Origin of the sequence: Streptomyces sp. NPDC088246, assembly GCF_044741025.1 — a bacterium.
In the GTDB taxonomy this organism is placed as follows: Bacteria; Actinomycetota; Actinomycetes; order Streptomycetales; family Streptomycetaceae; genus Streptomyces.
The window spans coordinates 14,400-30,503 of sequence record NZ_JBIURV010000027.1; the positions used below are offsets into that span (position 1 = coordinate 14,400).

Annotated in this window: 11 protein-coding genes and 5 pseudogenes; 11 read left to right on the forward strand and 5 right to left on the reverse strand. The window is 68.5% G+C overall.

Annotated elements, in window-relative coordinates:
- The first annotated feature begins 177 nt into the window (after window positions 1-177).
- The 7 genes and pseudogenes from ACIPEK_RS31115 to ACIPEK_RS31145 form a co-directional block, all read left to right on the forward strand.
- Window positions 178-2,907 (forward strand): SpoIIE family protein phosphatase, encoded by a 2,730-nt coding sequence (locus tag ACIPEK_RS31115; RefSeq protein ID WP_402002830.1) that lies wholly within the window; start codon window positions 178-180, stop codon window positions 2,905-2,907.
- A gap of 62 nt (window positions 2,908-2,969) precedes the next feature.
- Window positions 2,970-3,395, forward strand: a complete 426-nt coding sequence (locus ACIPEK_RS31120) for a GNAT family N-acetyltransferase (protein ID WP_402002833.1) — start codon at window positions 2,970-2,972, stop codon at window positions 3,393-3,395.
- A 174-nt stretch (window positions 3,396-3,569) separates the two neighbouring features.
- The gene (locus ACIPEK_RS31125) at window positions 3,570-4,907 is read left to right on the forward strand and encodes a hemolysin family protein (protein WP_383068512.1); all 1,338 of its coding nucleotides are present in this window, start codon (window positions 3,570-3,572) and stop codon (window positions 4,905-4,907) included.
- Entirely contained in the window at window positions 4,904-5,923 is a 1,020-nt protein-coding gene (locus ACIPEK_RS31130; protein WP_402002836.1) for a hemolysin family protein, read from the forward strand. The genes ACIPEK_RS31125 and ACIPEK_RS31130 overlap by 4 nt, the downstream gene beginning before the upstream one ends.
- Before the next feature lie 141 nt (window positions 5,924-6,064).
- Window positions 6,065-6,721, forward strand: a complete 657-nt coding sequence (locus tag ACIPEK_RS31135) for a LysE family translocator (RefSeq protein WP_402002838.1) — start codon at window positions 6,065-6,067, stop codon at window positions 6,719-6,721.
- Between the two features lie 93 nt (window positions 6,722-6,814).
- Window positions 6,815-7,663 (forward strand): SGNH/GDSL hydrolase family protein, encoded by an 849-nt coding sequence (locus tag ACIPEK_RS31140; RefSeq protein ID WP_402002841.1) that lies wholly within the window; start codon window positions 6,815-6,817, stop codon window positions 7,661-7,663.
- A 92-nt stretch (window positions 7,664-7,755) separates the two neighbouring features.
- Window positions 7,756-7,914: pseudogene (locus ACIPEK_RS31145) on the forward strand (IS5/IS1182 family transposase); the annotation flags it as partial.
- Between the two features lie 15 nt (window positions 7,915-7,929).
- Here ACIPEK_RS31145 and ACIPEK_RS31150 read toward each other — a convergent pair.
- The 3 genes and pseudogenes from ACIPEK_RS31150 to ACIPEK_RS31160 form a co-directional block, all read right to left on the reverse strand.
- Window positions 7,930-8,943, reverse strand: coding sequence for a BtrH N-terminal domain-containing protein (locus ACIPEK_RS31150; RefSeq protein ID WP_402002844.1), 1,014 nt, complete (start codon window positions 8,941-8,943; stop codon window positions 7,930-7,932).
- A complete protein-coding gene (locus ACIPEK_RS31155; protein ID WP_402002847.1) occupies window positions 8,940-9,746 on the reverse strand; it encodes a MerR family transcriptional regulator in 807 nt (268 codons plus the stop codon). Before ACIPEK_RS31155 ends, ACIPEK_RS31150 begins: the two co-directional genes overlap by 4 nt.
- A 254-nt stretch (window positions 9,747-10,000) precedes the next feature.
- Window positions 10,001-10,258, reverse strand: a pseudogene (locus ACIPEK_RS31160) (integrase core domain-containing protein); the annotation flags it as partial.
- A gap of 184 nt (window positions 10,259-10,442) precedes the next feature.
- Between ACIPEK_RS31160 and ACIPEK_RS31165 the strand changes: the two are divergent.
- Both ACIPEK_RS31165 and ACIPEK_RS31170 read left to right on the forward strand, forming a co-directional pair.
- Window positions 10,443-11,234: an SMI1/KNR4 family protein gene (locus ACIPEK_RS31165; protein ID WP_402002850.1), complete on the forward strand. Its 792-nt coding sequence runs from the start codon at window positions 10,443-10,445 to the stop codon at window positions 11,232-11,234.
- A gap of 57 nt (window positions 11,235-11,291) precedes the next feature.
- Window positions 11,292-11,633 (forward strand): annotated as a pseudogene (locus tag ACIPEK_RS31170) (transposase); the annotation flags it as partial.
- Window positions 11,634-11,786: 153 nt separating this feature from the next.
- Here the strand turns inward: ACIPEK_RS31170 and ACIPEK_RS31175 are convergent.
- A complete protein-coding gene (locus ACIPEK_RS31175) occupies window positions 11,787-13,223 on the reverse strand; it encodes a ricin-type beta-trefoil lectin domain protein (RefSeq protein ID WP_402002853.1) in 1,437 nt (478 codons plus the stop codon).
- A gap of 192 nt (window positions 13,224-13,415) precedes the next feature.
- Here ACIPEK_RS31175 and ACIPEK_RS31180 point away from each other — a divergent pair.
- Window positions 13,416-13,996, forward strand: a pseudogene (locus ACIPEK_RS31180) (IS481 family transposase); the annotation flags it as partial.
- Window positions 13,997-14,021: 25 nt separating this feature from the next.
- Here the strand turns inward: ACIPEK_RS31180 and ACIPEK_RS31185 are convergent.
- A complete protein-coding gene (locus ACIPEK_RS31185) occupies window positions 14,022-15,194 on the reverse strand; it encodes a PP2C family protein-serine/threonine phosphatase (RefSeq protein WP_402002855.1) in 1,173 nt (390 codons plus the stop codon).
- Between the two features lie 636 nt (window positions 15,195-15,830).
- On the opposite strand from ACIPEK_RS31185, the pseudogene ACIPEK_RS31190 reads away from it, so the two are divergent.
- Window positions 15,831-15,995: pseudogene (locus ACIPEK_RS31190) on the forward strand (1,3-beta-glucanase); the annotation flags it as partial.
- Window positions 15,996-16,104 lie beyond the last annotated feature (109 nt).

Consider the following 16,104-nt stretch of genomic DNA (forward strand, 5'->3'; position numbering starts at 1 on the left):
CTCCGAATGCTCCGTCGGCTCTGCGAGGGCGCCGCCCAGGGCAAGGAGAACGGTACCGCCGGGATGCGGCGGCCCCTCGGAAGCGGATTGCGACGGCCGTGTGTTCCCGCCCGAAAGGCCCTCCCCGGCCTGCTTCGCCTCACGCGCCGTCGACCTTGCGGTGCTACAAAGGGCAATGTGGCCAGACGTTTCGGCCGATTCCGGAACGCACCGGTTCGGTCACTCACGGAGAAACACCCCTGGAGCCTTGCCGGGCAGGTCTTCGCCCTGCAGGTGGCTCTGGTGGTGTTCCTCGTGGCGGCCGCGGTGCTGGCACTCCTGCTGCAGTCCCGGCACGACACGAACGCGGAGGCGAGACAGCGTTCGGTTGCCGTCGCGGAGACGTTCGCGCACTCACCGGGCGTCCTGGCCGCGCTGAAGTCACCCGATCCCTCCAAAGTGCTCCAGCCGCTCACCGAGGCGGCCCGGAAAGCGGCCGGCGTCGACTTCATCGTGGTGATGGACACGAAGGGGATCCGCTATACGCATCCCCAGCCGAGCCAGATCGGGAAGAGGTTCGTCGGCACCATCGGGCCATCGCTGGCCGGCCATGTGTACACCGAGACCGTCAAAGGCCCGCTCGGCCACGAGGTGCAGGCGACCGTCCCCATCTACAACCTCGGCCACAAAGTCGTGGGCCTGGTTTCGGCCGGCATGAAGGTCGAGAACGTGACCAGCGTGGTGTCACGACAGATTCCTATCATCCTCGGTACCGGAGCCGCCGCGCTCGTCGTGGCCACGGCCGGGACGGCGCTGGTGGCCAGGCGGCTGCGGCGGCAGACCCACCGTCTGGGCCCCGCCGAGATGACTCGCATGTACGAGCATCACGACGCGGTGCTGCACGCCGTACGCGAAGGCGTGCTCATCGTCGGCAACGACGGTCGGCTGCTGCTGGCGAACGACGAGGCCCGACGGCTGCTGGATCTGCCGCACGACGCCGAGGGGCGGCACATCTCGGACTTGCCCGGCCTTGATCCCGGCATGGTGGAACTGCTGACCTCGGGCCGTGCGGCCACGGACCAAGTGCTCCTCGCGGGGAACCGCTTGCTCGCGGTGAACCAGCGGCCCACGGATCGTCACGGTGGCCCCGAGGGAACGGTCGCGACGTTGCGTGACTCCACAGAGCTGCGGGCGCTGTCCGGAAAGGCGGAGGTAGCCCGCCAGCGGCTGAGACTGCTGTACGACGCCGGGCTCGGCATCGGTACCACCCTCGACGTGGTGAGTACGGCCGAGGAACTGGCGAAGGTCGCGGTCCCCCGGCTGGCCGACTTCGTCACCGTCGATCTGGCCGACCCGGTCCTGCACGGGGACGAGCCGACCAGTACGGGCGCGGACATGCGCCGCACCGCCATCCAGGGCATCCGGGACGACCATCCGCTCTATGAGCCCGGCCGCCTGATCGACTTCCTCCCCTCCACGCCGCAGGCACGGGCCTTCGCCAGCGGCCGGCCGGAGCTGGTACCCGACCTGTCCGCCGCACCCGGCTGGCTTGCCCAGGAACCGGAGCGGACACGCAGGATCGTCGAGTACGGCATCCATTCGCTCATAACGGTGCCCCTCCAGGCGCGGGGCGTCGTCCTTGGCATGGCCAATTTCTGGCGCTCGGAGAAGCCGCAGCCGTTCGAGGAGGACGACCTGTCCCTGGCCGAAGAACTGGTCGCCCGGGCGGCGGTCAGTATCGACAACGCCCGCCGCTACACCCGTGAGCACGCCATGGCCGTGACTCTGCAGCGCAGCCTGCTCCCGCGTGCCCTGCCCGAGCAGAACGCCCTCGAGGTCGCCCATCGTTATCTGCCCGCACTCTCCGGGGTGAGTGGCGACTGGTTCGATGTGATCCCGCTACCGGGCAGCCGGGTGGCGCTGGTCGTCGGGGATGTCGTCGGCCACGGCCTGCACGCAGCCGCCACGATGGGACGGCTGCGCACTGCCGTGCACAACTTCTCCACACTCGACCTGCCGCCCGACGAGATCCTCAATCACCTCGACGACCTGGTCGGGCGTATCGATCAGGAGGATGTGGAGACGACCGCCGGTGCGGTGATCACAGGCGCCACCTGCCTGTACGCAATCTACGATCCCGTCTCCCGCCACTGCGCCATGGCGCGGGCCGGGCATCCCTTGCCCGCACTGGTCCAGCCCGACGGCAGTGTGTCGTTCCCCGATCTGCCGGCCGGGCCGCCCCTGGGCCTGGGCGGTATGCCGTTCGAGACCGCGGAACTGGAGCTGGCTGAGGGCACGCAGCTCGTCCTCTACACCGACGGGCTCATCGAGGACCGCACCCGGGACATCGACGTGGGGATGGAGCTGCTGCGCCAGGCGCTGGCGTCCCATCCCGACCGGCCGCCGGAGGAGAGCTGCCGGGCGGTGCTCGGCGAGCTCCTGCCCGGCCGGCCGAAGGACGATGTGGCACTGCTCATCGCTCGCACACGGGCGATCCCGCCCGACCACGTCGCCGACTGGGACGTGCCGTTCGATCCCGCCGCTGTGGCAGGGATGCGTGCCGCCGTGGCCGAGAAGCTCGACGACTGGGGTCTGTCCGAGCTTGCGTTCGCCATGGAGCTGGTGCTCAGTGAGCTGATCACCAACGCCATCCGCCACGGTTCCGCGCCGGTCACGATACGGCTGCTGCGCGACCTCACCCTGACCTGCGAGGTGGCCGACAGCAGCAGCACCTCGCCCCATCTGCGATATGCCGCTGCATTGGATGAGGGAGGCCGCGGCCTGTTCCTCGTCGCGCAACTGTCCGAACGCTGGGGCACCCGCTACACCCCCCAGGGCAAGGTCATCTGGGCGGAGCTGGCACTGCCCCGACCCGACGGGAGTGTGGACGGCACGGCGTTCTTGAACATCCTCGACGCGGAACTCTGACGGCCGGATCTCCGCACGGAAATCGTTCGCCGGGCGGGCCGTTCCTCTGCTTGGCTCGCCCCATGAGTGATCTCCACATCCGCTGCGCCGGCCTCATCGATATCGACCCCGTGTTGCGGTTCTGGCGCGAAGCCGCGGAAGGAACGGGCATCAGCGACGACCAGGACGGGGTGGCGCGACTCATCTCGAGGGACCCCGGGGCCCTGCTTCTCGCAGAGCGCGACGGCCTTCTCGCGGGAACCGTCATAGCCGGTTTCGATGGTTGGCGATGCTCCGCCTACCGGCTGGCCGTACACCCGGACTGCCGCCGGCAAGGCATCGCCACCGCCTTGATGGAAGCAGCGGAACAGCGGTTCGTCTCCCTGGGCGGGCGACGGGTGGACGCCATGGTCCTGGAAGCCAACGAACGGGCACACCACACGTGGGCTGCGGGTGGCTACCACCGCGAGGATCACTGGCGGCGTTGGGTGAAGCCCCTCACGGACTGACACGATCACCCGAAAGAGCGGACAACTTTGCCGATCCTTTACGATGGGTGGTCTCCTGACCGATCCTTCCGAAAGGTGTGAGCGTCCGCCCATGGGCGAGCCTCCCAGTAGTCGACATCCCCGACATCGAGCGATCCTCCTGCCCCTGCCGGATCATGGGACGGAGGTGAACCGATGACCGAAGTGCTTCTGCTGCTCGTGGCGGTATTGCTCTCGCTCGCCTGCGGCGCCTTCGTCGCGGCTGAGTTCTCTCTGACGACCGTCGAGCGCGGTCAGCTCGAACGGGCCGTGGAGCAGGGTGAGCGCGGCGCGGCGAGCGCCATGAAGGCCGTACGCAGCCTGACCTTCCAGCTCTCCGGCGCACAGCTCGGCATCACCGTCACCAACCTGGTGGTCGGCATGCTCTCCGAACCGTCGATCGCGAAGCTGATCCGCGGTCCGGTGGAGGCTGTGGGCCTGTCCCCCAGCGTGGCATCCTCCCTGGCCCTCGTCCTGGGAACCGCACTGTCCACCGTGTTCCTGATGGTCGTCGGCGAACTCGTCCCGAAGAACTGGGCGATCTCCTCCCCGCTCGCCGTGGCGAAGGCCGTGGCGACCCCGCAGCGGGCGTTCACCGCCATCTTCCGGCCGTTCATCAGCCACCTCAACAACACCGCGAACCGGATCGTGCGTCGCATCGGCCTGGAACCTGCCGAGGAGCTGGCCTCCGCCCGCAGCCCGCAGGAGCTGGTGGCGCTGGCCCGGCACTCGGCGAAGGCGGGCGCGCTGGAGGCCGACACCGCGGAACTGTTCGTCCGCACCCTCAATCTGGCGGAGCTCACTGCGGAGAACGTCATGACCCCGCGGGTGCAGGTCACCGCACTTGAGCTGCAGGCGACCGCCGAGGACGTCGCGAACGCCACCCGTGCGACCGGGCTGTCCCGCTTCCCCGTCTACCGGGGCAACCTGGACACCGTCGTCGGCGTGGCACACATCAAGGACGTGCTGGCCGTCCCCGCCGAGCAGCGGCCCCGTACACGCGTCTCGGAGATGCTGCGCGAGCCCCTGCTCGTACCGGAGACCCTCACGGTGGACCGGCTCCTGGACCGGCTGTCCGGCAAGCTCGCCATGGCCGTCGTCATCGACGAGTACGGCGGCACGGCCGGCGTCGTGACTCTGGAGGACATCGTCGAGGAGGTGGTCGGCGAGGTGCGTGACGAGCACGACCCGCACGAGACGCCGGACCTGGCACCGGCGGGTGAGGATGCCGACGGACGGACCCTGTGGTCGGCCGACGGCGCCGCTCGCCTCGATCAGCTGAAGAGGATCGGACTGCGGGTGCCGGACGGACCGTACGAGACACTCGCCGGACTTGTCGCCACCGAGGTCGGCCGCATCCCTGCCGTCGGTGATTCGATCGAGTTGGCCGGCTGGCGGCTCGATGTGGTGGACGCCTCCGGACGCCGCGCCGCGCGAGCCCTGCTGCATGCGCCGCTGCCCGGAGACGACGAGCAGACGGAGGACGCACGATGACCGCCGTCCAGCTCTTCATCGGACTGATGACACTGGTCGTCAACGCCTTCTTCGTCGGCGCGGAGTTCGCGCTGATCTCCGTACGCCGCAGCCAGATAGAGCCGGAGGCCGAGAACGGGAACCGGCGGGCGCGAAGCGTCATCTGGGGCCTCGAACACGTATCGGCGCTGCTCGCGGCGGCGCAGCTGGGCATCACCCTCTGCACGCTGGTCCTCGGCATCGTCGCCGAACCGGCCATCGCGCATCTGCTGGAACCTGTCTTCACCGCGGTGAGTGTGCCGCACGGACTGATCCATCCGATCTCGTTCGTGATCGCGCTGTCCGTGGCGACCTATCTGCACATGCTGCTCGGCGAGATGGTGCCGAAGAACATCGCTCTGGCCGAGCCCGTGCGGACCGCGCTGCTGCTCGGACCGCCGCTGGTGGCCCTCGCCAGAGCGCTGCGTCCGGTGATCTTCGCCGTCAACGCCTTCGCCAACGGGCTGCTGAAGCTCCTGCGGGTCGAGACGAAGGACGAGGTGTCCGCCACGTTCTCCGACGACGAACTGGCCCGGCTGGTGAAGGACGCCGGGGACGCCGGGCTGGTCGACGACCGCGCGGCCGAGCGGCTGCACCACGCCCTTGAACTGGGCCGTCGCCCGGTGCGGGATGTGGTGATGCCGGTGGAGCGGGTGGTGTACGCGAGGATCGGGACGACGCCGGAACAGCTGGAACAACTCTCGTACGAGACCGGTTTCTCGCGTTTTCCGGTGATGGACAGCGAGGAGCGGATCCTGGGCTACCTCCATGTGAAGGACGCCCTGGACGCCACACCGCGCGATGTGCCGTTCCCCGTGTCGGCAATGCGGCCGATCGCCCGCGTGCGGGCCGCCACACCGCTCGACGACGTGCTGACCGCGCTGCGGCGCAGTCGCACACATCTGGCGGCGGTTCTGGACGAGGACGATCGACTCGCCGGAATGGTCACGATGGAGGACGTGCTACGCGAACTGGTGGGCCGAACACAGGCGCGTTGACCGGTGACTGAGGGCCGCTGGGGGCCAGGTGCGGGTTCAATCGCAGGCCGGCCGACCTGTGGCCGGCGGGGGCGCGGTGCGGGTTCGGCTGCGCCCTCCCGCAGAAGGGGCCACCCCGCGGCTCGGTTAAGCTGACAGTCCATGGCAATCAGTACTGCAATATGGTCATTCGCCCTGGTCGTAGGAGTCCTCACCCTCACTCCGGGCCTCGACACGGCCCTCATCCTTCGCACCTCGGCGCTCGGTCGCCGCAAGCGTGCACTCGGTGTCGTCCTCGGCATCCAGAGCGGAACCCTGGTCTGGGGCGCACTCACCTCGCTCGGTGTCACGGCACTGCTCACCGCCTCGCACGTCGCATACGAAGCGCTGCGTTACGCCGGAGCCGCGTATCTGCTCTGGATGGGCGGACGCATGATCATCAACACCTTGCGCGGCCGGGGCGCCGAGGGGGTGGAGGCGCCGGGGGCCGAGGCCTGTGCCCTGACCTCTCAAGGAACCGACAAGCTCGCTGCCGGGTGGCGGCAGGGCGCCCTGACCAATCTGCTCAATCCGAAGATGGGCGTGTTCTACGTGGCCGTCCTGCCCCAGTTCATCCCGGCAGGCGCCCCGCACTTCGCCACAGGCCTCCTGCTGACCGGGGTGCACATCGCGCTCGGCTTCCTCTGGTCGGCCCTGCTGGTCGCCTTCGCGCAGGTGCTGCGGGGCTGGCTGCAGCGCCGGCAGGCCCGTCAGCTGCTTGACCGGATCACCGGGACCGTCATCGCCGGGTTCGGGCTGCGGCTGGCCCTGAGCGACTGAGGACGCAACCGCCGACAGCGCGCTGCGGCGCTCGGTACCTGGCCCTCGCCTTCTGGAACGGGCGGGACCCCACCGCGATACGATCGCATCGCCATGGAAATGAATGCCTCCTACACCAGTCTTGTCGCGGTCGGCGACTCGTTCACCGAGGGCATGTCGGACCTGCTGCCCGACGGCTCATACCGGGGCTGGGCAGACGTCCTCGCCGGACGGCTCGCGGTCCGCACTCCGGGATTCCGGTACGCGAATCTCGCCGTACGGGGCAAGTTGATCGCCCAGATCGTCGACGAGCAGGTCGATGCGGCCGCCGCCATGCAGGCGGATGTCATCACGCTCGTCGGCGGTCTCAACGACACGCTGCGGCCCAACTGCGACATGGGCATGGTCCGCGGAAGGCTCGAAGAGGCCGTGGAGCGTCTCGCGCCCTCGTGCAGGAAGCTTGTGCTCATGCGCAGCCCCGGTCGCAACGGCCCGGTGATGGAACGATTCCGTCCTCGGATGGAGGAGTTGTTCTCCCTGGTCGACGAGTTGGCTGCCCGCCACGGAGCGTCGGTCGTCGATCTTTACGGAGCACCGGCCCTGGGCGATCCCCGTCTGTGGGACGTCGACCGGCTGCATCTGACGGCCGACGGCCACCGCCGCGTGGCGGAGGCGGTCTGGCAGACGCTGGGGCTGCCGCCGGAGAACGACTGGCGGATGGCGCTCCCGGCCGCCATACCTCCGAAATGGGCGATACGACGCGTCGAGGACCTCCGCTTTGCCCGCCGGCACCTCATGCCCTGGATCGGCCGCCGTCTGACCGGCCGTTCGTCCGGAGACGGGCGGACGGGCGCCCAGTACAGCGCCGAACTGGGAAGAGCGTTCTGGGTCACCCCCGAGGACGCCCATACCCCCGGCCCGGTGGCGACGTGGCGCCAGGTGGATGCGACGCCGCTCTCTTGACGTAGCAACCCACAAGCCGGACCGCGGCGCTGGCCTGACGACGTCCGGCACACCGTTCACAGCGAAGTAGCTGCGGCACGAGTGCCGCGCGAGGATGGAAGGCTGCCAACCGATCCCACGCGAAGATCCGCGCCCTCGTCGAGCAGGCCTTCAACGCATTCAAGTCCTGTCGGCTCCTCCGCAAGCTCCGTTGCTCAACCACCCGGATCACGGACCTCGTCCAGGCCGTCCTCTGCCTGCATCCGGCCAGCGGAAGACGCTCGCTGTCAGGGCTGGATTGCGCTTGGGGTATCGCTCCCCAGGCAGCTGAGCGCCTGCATGGCCTCGCGCTCCATTCGTGAAAGATCGCACAGGATGGTGCCTGCCTGTACGAGGCACTGCGCATCGCCTGTTTCACCGGCTTTTGTGATCAGTGCTGCGGCTTCCGTCCACAGGGTGGCTGCCTCCGTGTACAGCGCGTGGCCGGTGCGCAGGTGGCTGCTGTCGATCAGTTGGGTGCATTCGGCGAGGAAGTCGCGGTAGAGGTTGCGGAACAGGGCGCCGCCGGTGCCGGCCTTCTCCATCAGGAGGGCAGCCTGCGGCAGGTCCCGCTCCGGGTTGTCGGTGCGCTGGAGCCATGTGTGTACCAGCTTTCCGGCTTTCTCAATGCCTCGGTGGCCGAGGTTGGCGATGGGCGGGTCGAGGAAGGCGTCGGCGCAGGCGGTGATGGCGGGAATGATCTGGCCCTGCGGGGAGGGCAGGTCCCTCGGAGCGGTGAGGGTGAAGGACCGGTGTTTGGCGGTCATCGGGCCGCGCGCGGCCCTGGCCTGGGCGAGGCTGGTCAGGCTGGTGGACACCTCTCCGCCTTGCTGGTCGGTGTCCACCAGGTAGGCGTCATGGTCGTCGTAGCCGTACATGGCGACGACATGACCGCCGAAGTGCGCCTTCGACCCGAAGTAGTCCAGGTAGTAGCTGTCGAGCTGCAGTCCGACGGGGTGGCCTGCGTCGATGGGAGCCGCCACGCTCTCCCATGCCCTGCGGGGCGAGGCGGTCTCCTGGACCAGGAGCTCCAGCTTGAGTCTGGTGGCCAGGTTTCTGGTGAGGTCGAAAGGTTTTACCCGTCCGCCGAGGAAGGGGAAGCCCATGTTCTTGCTGTCCCAGTAGATGAACGACAGGCCGGAGCCGAGGCCGAAGAGCATGGGCTCGGACAGATCGAGTCCTTGGTGCCGCAGCAGCACCCCCAGAGTTGTCGTCTCGCAGTGCTGCGTACCGCGGGCATCGATGTCTTTTATCGTGGTCATGCCATGCTCTCCTGGACGGGGATGATCAGCCGGGTCATCAGTTCCTCTTGCGGTGCCTCTGCCGGTCCGACGAGATAGGCCTCACGTACGGGTGCTTGCGGGCGCAGTCCGCGCTCGTGGACGGCGGCGAAAAGTGCGTTGTAGGCCAGGGGCAGCTGGGCGTAGGGCCCGATGTGCACGGTCTCGGCAACGAGTCCGCCGGACAGCGCCTCGAGCTCCAGGCCGGGTGCCCCCTGCCCCTGCGGCGTCTGCGCTCCGACGGCGATCGCCATCCGCTCTCCCAGGTCCAGCGGGTACAAGCCCCACAGCGGTGGCTCCCATGCGATTCCCGCCTTGCCGAGCACGGACAGCAGCCGGCCTATGCATTCCTCGACCCTCTCCCCGATCTCCGCAGGGGTGCAGACCGCTCGCACCACTGCCAGCCGTCGCTCCGGCTCCCTGCTCATCGTCACCTCATAGCCGGGCAGGCCACCTTCCGCCAGCCGCTCCAGCATCTGAAACCGTGCCTGGTCCCTGCTGATCCGCTCGGCCAGCCGGTCCCGCTCAGCGCGCAGGATCTGCGCCCTGTGCTCAGGCTCGGCAGCCAGCGCCTGGGCGATCACAGCCAGGGGTAGATCCATCTCGCGGAGCAGGGCGATGGTCAGGGCATCACGTGCCTGTTCAGGTGCGTAATAGCGGTAGCCGGAGCCGGCGTCCACGCGAGCCGGAGCCAATAGCCCCATCTCGTCGTAGTGCCGTAGCTGCTTGACGCTGAGCCGGCACAGGCGGGCGAAGCGCCCGATGGTGAGAAGTTCGTCGTGCACGCCATCATGGTGGACCCTCCCACGGTGGGACAGTCCACCGCTGTACCCATTGGCCCCAAGGCCGCCCTACTCCTCTTCGCCATCACTCGGGGCGTCCGGGGCACGCGGGGGGCTCGGAGACGTGGCCGAAGGAGTCGAGGAACCCGGTCCAGGAGTGGACGGGGCTTGACCCGGAATCTTGGGCACGGGCTATGCGGCTGGAGGGTAGTTGATGGTGTGTCGCGTGCTGTCCCGTAGGCGATGGGGCTGCGTTGTCCGAGGCTGGAGTGGCGGCGTCGGGTGTTGTAGCGGTGCAGCCAGCGGAAGAGATCGAGGCGGGCTTCGCGCTCGTCGGCCCAGGCACCGCGGGCCTGGAGCGTTTCCCGCCAGCAGGTCGCGTTGAAGGACTCGGAAAGCGCGTTGTGCGCCGAGCTGCCGACGGCGCTCATGCTCTGGATCACGCCCGCCCGGCGGCAGGCGCCGGCGAACGCCCCGCTCGTGTACTGCCCGGACTCAATCGGTCGTCGCAACACCGGTTTCCTGGATCAAGAGTAGATGCTCGTGTCCCGTCTCACTGAATCGAGTCGTCTTCTCAGCGAACCGAGTCGTTCGGCCTTCTGTCTCAGCGATCCTGGGCGCGCGGGGGTGGCGTGAGGCACCGACCCAGCTACCCGCTGTGTTCCTGCCTGCCTGCCGGCATGGTGCAGGGTGGACGTCATGCTGGCCGATCATCAGGAGTTCAACGTGGTCGTCACGGCCGTGGCTCCGGTAGGGACCGCCGTCCACGCAGACGGGCACGACGGTTTCATCGACCGGACCAAACACCCCTCATGGTGGTCGGACACCCCCCGCGCCGCGGTCGGCGACCGGATGCGTGCGGTGGTACTTGACGCCACCAGGACCCCGCCACGGTTCAGCGCCCTGCCGAGCGATATACGGACGGCCCGGAGCCTGCGCCATACCGAACCTCTGGTGCGCCTCTGTCCGCCGCCCGGCGGTGGCCGAACCGTGAAGTGGTCCGCTGTGGAGGAGGCGTTGGGCACCGCCCTGCCGGCCGACTACAAGCGGCTCGTCGAGATATACGGCGGCGGGCTCTTCGCAGGGATTCTCTGGCTGCTCGAACCGGGCTGCCCGGATGCGATGTACGACCTGGTCGCCCAGACCGCGGAACGCGAGGAGATCCTCGCCGAACTATGGGAGGCGGGCGAGGACAAGCCGTCGGAACTTCATGAGGGCAACGCCAGGCTGGTGCCCTGGGGGTACGCGGAAGGTGCGGGACACTTCCTGTACTGGCTGGTCCGGCCTGATGTCGAACCGGAGGAATGGACCGTCATCCTCAATGAGGGGCGCGGCCCGCTCCGGGAGGCACATTCGGTCTCGTGCAGCCAGTTCCTCCTCGATGTGGTGGCTGGCATGACGACGTCGTTCTACTTCACCGACCTCGACGACATCATCGGCCCGGAAGACAGGAATCGTTTCGCACCCAACTCACAGATCCTCAGCCAGTAAGGCATGTGGTGAGGCAGGGCCGACCATCACATCCGGGCGTGCCTGTCCCACGGCGACTACGTGGAGGTCCGCCATCGCGGACACGCCACCGTCGAAGACCACATCCGGTGCGGCAAGAGCACAGGCTTCGGCCGCTTCCCCTCCCGCCACTTCGACATCAACGCCACCTGGCTCGAACTCAGCCTCGCGGCGATCGAACTGCTCGCCTGGACCCGCGTCCTCCTGCTGGACGGCGAACTCGCCGCTGCCGAACCCAGGAAACTCCGCTACCGGCTGCTGCACGTCGCTGCCCGCCTCACCCGCGGCGGACGCCTCCTCCGCCTACGGATCTCGACGATCTGGCCCTGGAGAAACGAACTGGCCACGGCCTTCCACCGCCTCGCCGCACTGCCCCGACCAGTTGACCGACCCGCCGTCCCCTTTCCACCCACGACCCGAAGAATCCGGAGAACCCGACCACCGCGCCGGGGCCCGGCCATGCCCAGGCACCAAAATCGCCTCCCCACAGTCGGTGATCAGTGAAGCCGCCTCATCCCGACCGAAACGGCGAGGTCAGTCGCCCCACTGCCAGTACTGTTCGGGCCGCGCCGGCGTGCCGCAGACGGAGAGTGTCAGCCGGGGGCTCTGCCGGCTCCGGTCATCCCATCGGGCAGGGAGTTCGCGGTCGTCCTGGTACAGACAGCGGTTGCCGTCCCCCTCGATCCGCCATGCTGTGCGCTTCCATGTTGTGCTCTTCCACGGCGCACGTGCCCACTTCTGACTCCCACTGTCCTTGCGGCACGGTTCGAGCCCGACCCCCGGGCCGATGGCCGTCAGGCAGAGGACCGGCTCGTGCCGGAGCCTGATGGTGGCGTCGCGCCTCATCTCCCATTGCTGCACGGATGACCCGTCGCATGCGTGGATGCGAACCGCCCGGGCTCCGCTCGGACCGTCGGCCGCGTCGAGGCACTGTGCCGGATCCGCGCCGGTGAAGAACGTGGTGCGGCCGATGTCACCGAGGATCTCACCGGCTCGTGGAGCCCGGTGAACCTCTTCGTACTGCCGGTGAGTCCACAGGTCCCAATCTCTTTGCAAAGGCCCGCGGTAGGGCTGGACATTCGTGCACCAGCCAGTGACACGGCACTTCCGGCTGGCGATGTACCAGCGAGCCACCTCACCCTTCTCGGTGGCCTGTCCGGGGGTGAGATTCGCCGGCTTCGCCGACATCCTGTACCCGAGGTACGACGTGACGGGAACTCCGAGGGCGTAGCTCACCCTCCGGAAGTACCGGGCCGTGATGCCGTGGTCGCTGTGGTCGACGCCGCCGCCGAGCCCGAAGGCGAAGGACGCATTGTCGTAGTCCATGGTGAGGATGCGTTCCGCCCGGCTGCGCCTGACCAATCCGGAAAGTGTTGTGAGCAGTCGTTCCTCGCTGAAGCTCACGCCGCCCAGGAACCCGTAGACGCTCGATCTGTTTGCGTCGTAGAGCCTGAGCACGCTGTTCGCCTCCTGCCCCTGGGGAAGGCCGTCGTGGAGATCCAGGAAGGTCAGCCGTACGTCGGCGCTTCGGGCTCGGTCGGCGAGCTGAAACGACCGGACCCGGAAGCCGCCCGACTGCACGTCGGACTGGTCCCAGCGATTGGCCGCCTCCGCCATCTCGGCATAGGCCGCCCGCACCCCGTACTCCCTGCGATCCACGTACTCCAGCGCCTTCACACGGTTCCTGATGTCATCGTCGCCCGCGGTCAAATAGACGGTGTCCACCGGGCACCCCGCCCGGATGGTCCGCATGATCTCGGGATTCAGGAAGAACAGGTCGTCGTCGGGGTGCGCCACACCCACCAGGGTTCGAAGGCACCGAGAAGGCTCCTTCTGCGAAGCGGCCACCGTGCCGGGGTCGGGGGACAGAACCGGCTCGGGGGAACAGCCGGAGACCAGCACGGCACAGATGCCCACAGCGGCCGACAGCGCGCGGGACACGCGTCGTGGACGACGACGGCTTCCGCTCACCCGCGACCTCCTCACCGTGTGCCTCTCCAGCGGATGATCACCGCACGGGCCGGACAGAGCCAAGCGACTCGCCGCACGGACACCCGGCCGGCGGCCGGACGCAGTGCACCTGTTGTCCTTCGGAGCATCCGCCTTCGGATCGACCTGCCCCCGCCATCGCTGTTCGGGTTACCGTCATCCGGTCGACACTGTTCAAGCAGCCCGCACACCAACCCGCGCCGGACCCCGACGCGGACCGAACGGCGGATCATCGAGGTCCGGCTCCTGCGACGTTGGGCCCGGCCGGCTCGCCCACCTGCTGGGCCTGGTCCCCCTCGACCGTGTACCGCGTGCTGACCCGCTTCGGCCTGGCCCGTCTGCCCCACCTCGACCGGGCAACCGGCCGTCTCATACGCCGAAACAAAAGCGACCGGCCAGGCGAACCGGTGCACGTGGACATCAAGAAGCTCGGCAATATCCCCGCGGCGGCCACAGAACGCTTGGCCGCCGGGCGGGCTGCAAGACCCGCTCCGGGGCCGGCTGCTGCTCCATCACACCGCCGTCGACGACCACTCCCGCCTCGCCCACAGCGAGACCCTGGCCGATGAGAAGAAGGAATCCGCCACCGACTTCCGGCAGCGGGCCCAGACCTTCTTCACCCCGTGCGGGATCACCGTCGAACGAGTACGCGCCGACAACGGAGCCTGCTACATACCTACGATCACCACCGCGGACACACCCCGCTCAAGGGCCAACCACCCCCCGGCCTCGTCCCCGACCTCACAGTGCAGTGAACACAGCGCGTCGGCGGAGGCGAGATCACTCGCTGTTTCGCCGGGGCCCGCCCACCGGACGACTTGTACGTGGTGGCCGGGGTGGGTGGGCGGATGTGCGACAGAGGGCGATGAGGGCGGCGTCGTCGTCGAGGTGGCCACCGACGTGGGCCAGGAGGTCGCGCCGGATGTGGTGAAGCAGGACCTCGGGAGGGCTGCCGGTCCACTGGGCGGCGCGTCGGGCGAAGGGGTAGAAGCCACCGTGCCGGTCGCGGGCCTCGATTACGCCGTCGGTGTAGAGGAGAAGCGTGTCGCCGGGTTCGAAGGGCACCTCGTCGACGGTGTAGTCGCCGGGCGTCGCCTCTCCCGCGCAGACTCCGAGCGGGGGCGCGGGGTGCAGGTCCGGGACGGTGACGGCATGGTCCGGTCTGAGCAGCAGGGGTGCGGGGTGCCCGCAGCTGGTCATTCGGGTGATGCGTTCCTGGTCGGGTATCTCCAGTAGCAGGGTGGTGACAAAGCTTTCTCCGGCTTCGTCCTTGGGAGTGAAGTCGGCCTGGTAGCGGCAGACGCTGCGGTTCAGGGCGGCTGCCAGGGCCGGCAGGGTGGTGTGCTGGTGGACGGCCTCGCGGAAGGCGCCGAGCAGCAGGGCGGCCTCGCCGAGGGCTCCCAGGCCCTTGCCTCGCACGTCGCCGATCATCACGCGCGCCCGGCCGTCGGCGTGGATCGCTGCGTACAGGTCGCCTCCGATCTGGGCCTCCTCCTCAGCGGCCAGGTATAGGCACGCTGTACGCAACGGACCGATCCGGTCAGGGAGCGGCCACAGCAGCACCTGCTGGGCGGCCTCGGATACCGACCGCGCCTTCTCCAGCTCTCTGCCTTTCCGCTCGCGCACGGAGCAGAAGAACATGATCAGGCATGTGAGCAGGGCGAGTGCAGCGACCTGGACCGCTACGTTCCGGGAGTCCAGCGTGCCTTCCTGCACGCCGATGTATACCTCGGCGGCGACGGCCAGGAGCCCGGTCAGTCCGGTCAGCCCGGTGCCGGCGAAAGACGCGGTGATCGCGGGCGCGATGACGAGGATCGGTCCGAGGTGGATGTCCTGGGGGGCCAGCAGGTCCACTAGTGTGATCACCACGACGAGCACGACCGGTATCGCGAGGAGTGCGTGCCGCCGTTGCCATGGCTGTTTCAGATCGGTAAGGCGTTGTCCGGGGTCCACACCTTCCACAGTGCACCCTCCGGCAGCAGTCGACGACTGCGGACCATATGTCCGTTGGCCGATGGGCCGTCCACCAGAACGCAAGGCGCGGTTTGCCGGCTGGAGCTGCTCTGGCCGGCAGGCGGCAAGCCCGGCTGGTGGGCCCGGGAAGTGGCCTCGTCGGCAACTGCTCGGTGGGAACCGGTGGCGAACGCGGACGAGATATCCCTGGCGTGATGTGCTGGAGGGCCATGGCCCCTGGGACCGGGTCTCAAGCGGCACGCGGTGGAGTGCGGCATCAACCGCCTGAGTATGTGGGGGGCCGGACGGCTTGTGAGAGAACACCAGGCCGACCGGAGTACCGGGTGCGGCCGCAGGGTTCTGTGCGAGGGGCCGACCGAGGCGGAGTTGGGTATGGGCGGTGATGACCAGTCACGTCCAGCGGGCGGAGTGTTCGTGATCGACGACTCCGGCGACCGCACGGACGGGACCGCGGCTATTTCTTTGCGGAGTTGTGTGAGTTCGGTCCGCTCGGCGATGGTCGGCAGGTCGGGCCGGCTGCCCTGGTCGGCCTCGGCCTGACGGACCCGGCCTCGCATTGCTTCCTTGTGGATGCCGAGGCCGCGGGCCACGTGGGCGACCGGTCGGCCGGAGGTCCGCGTCGAAACCATCCGGTCCGACTTCCAGCCGCCCGCCGGCGTCAAGCTACGCGTCGAGGCCCGGCTGCAGATGCCGAACGTGACGGGCGCAGCCGCCAAGGGCTACTGGCCTGCCTTCTGGATGCTCGGGGCCCACCACGGCGGCAACTGGTGGAACTGGCCGAGCAACATCGGCGCCGTCACCGACAAGCACGACGTCTACCTCACCTTCGCCAGCGGTCAGCCCGCCGGCTTCGTGAACATCGACTGGTTCGACTTCGGCCGCTGACCGC

Bases quoted from the DNA above. Each gene is read 5' to 3' on its own strand.
- ACIPEK_RS31120 (WP_402002833.1), top strand. From the start codon at position 2,970: ATGAGTGATCTCCACATCCGCTGCGCCGGCCTCATCGATATCGACCCC.
- ACIPEK_RS31140 (WP_402002841.1), top strand. From the start codon at position 6,815: ATGGAAATGAATGCCTCCTACACCAGTCTTGTCGCGGTCGGCGACTCG.
- ACIPEK_RS31150 (WP_402002844.1), bottom strand. From the start codon at position 8,943: ATGACCACGATAAAAGACATCGATGCCCGCGGTACGCAGCACTGCGAG.
- ACIPEK_RS31125 (WP_383068512.1), top strand. From the start codon at position 3,570: ATGACCGAAGTGCTTCTGCTGCTCGTGGCGGTATTGCTCTCGCTCGCC.
- ACIPEK_RS31130 (WP_402002836.1), top strand. From the start codon at position 4,904: ATGACCGCCGTCCAGCTCTTCATCGGACTGATGACACTGGTCGTCAAC.
- ACIPEK_RS31135 (WP_402002838.1), top strand. From the start codon at position 6,065: ATGGCAATCAGTACTGCAATATGGTCATTCGCCCTGGTCGTAGGAGTC.
- ACIPEK_RS31165 (WP_402002850.1), top strand. From the start codon at position 10,443: ATGCTGGCCGATCATCAGGAGTTCAACGTGGTCGTCACGGCCGTGGCT.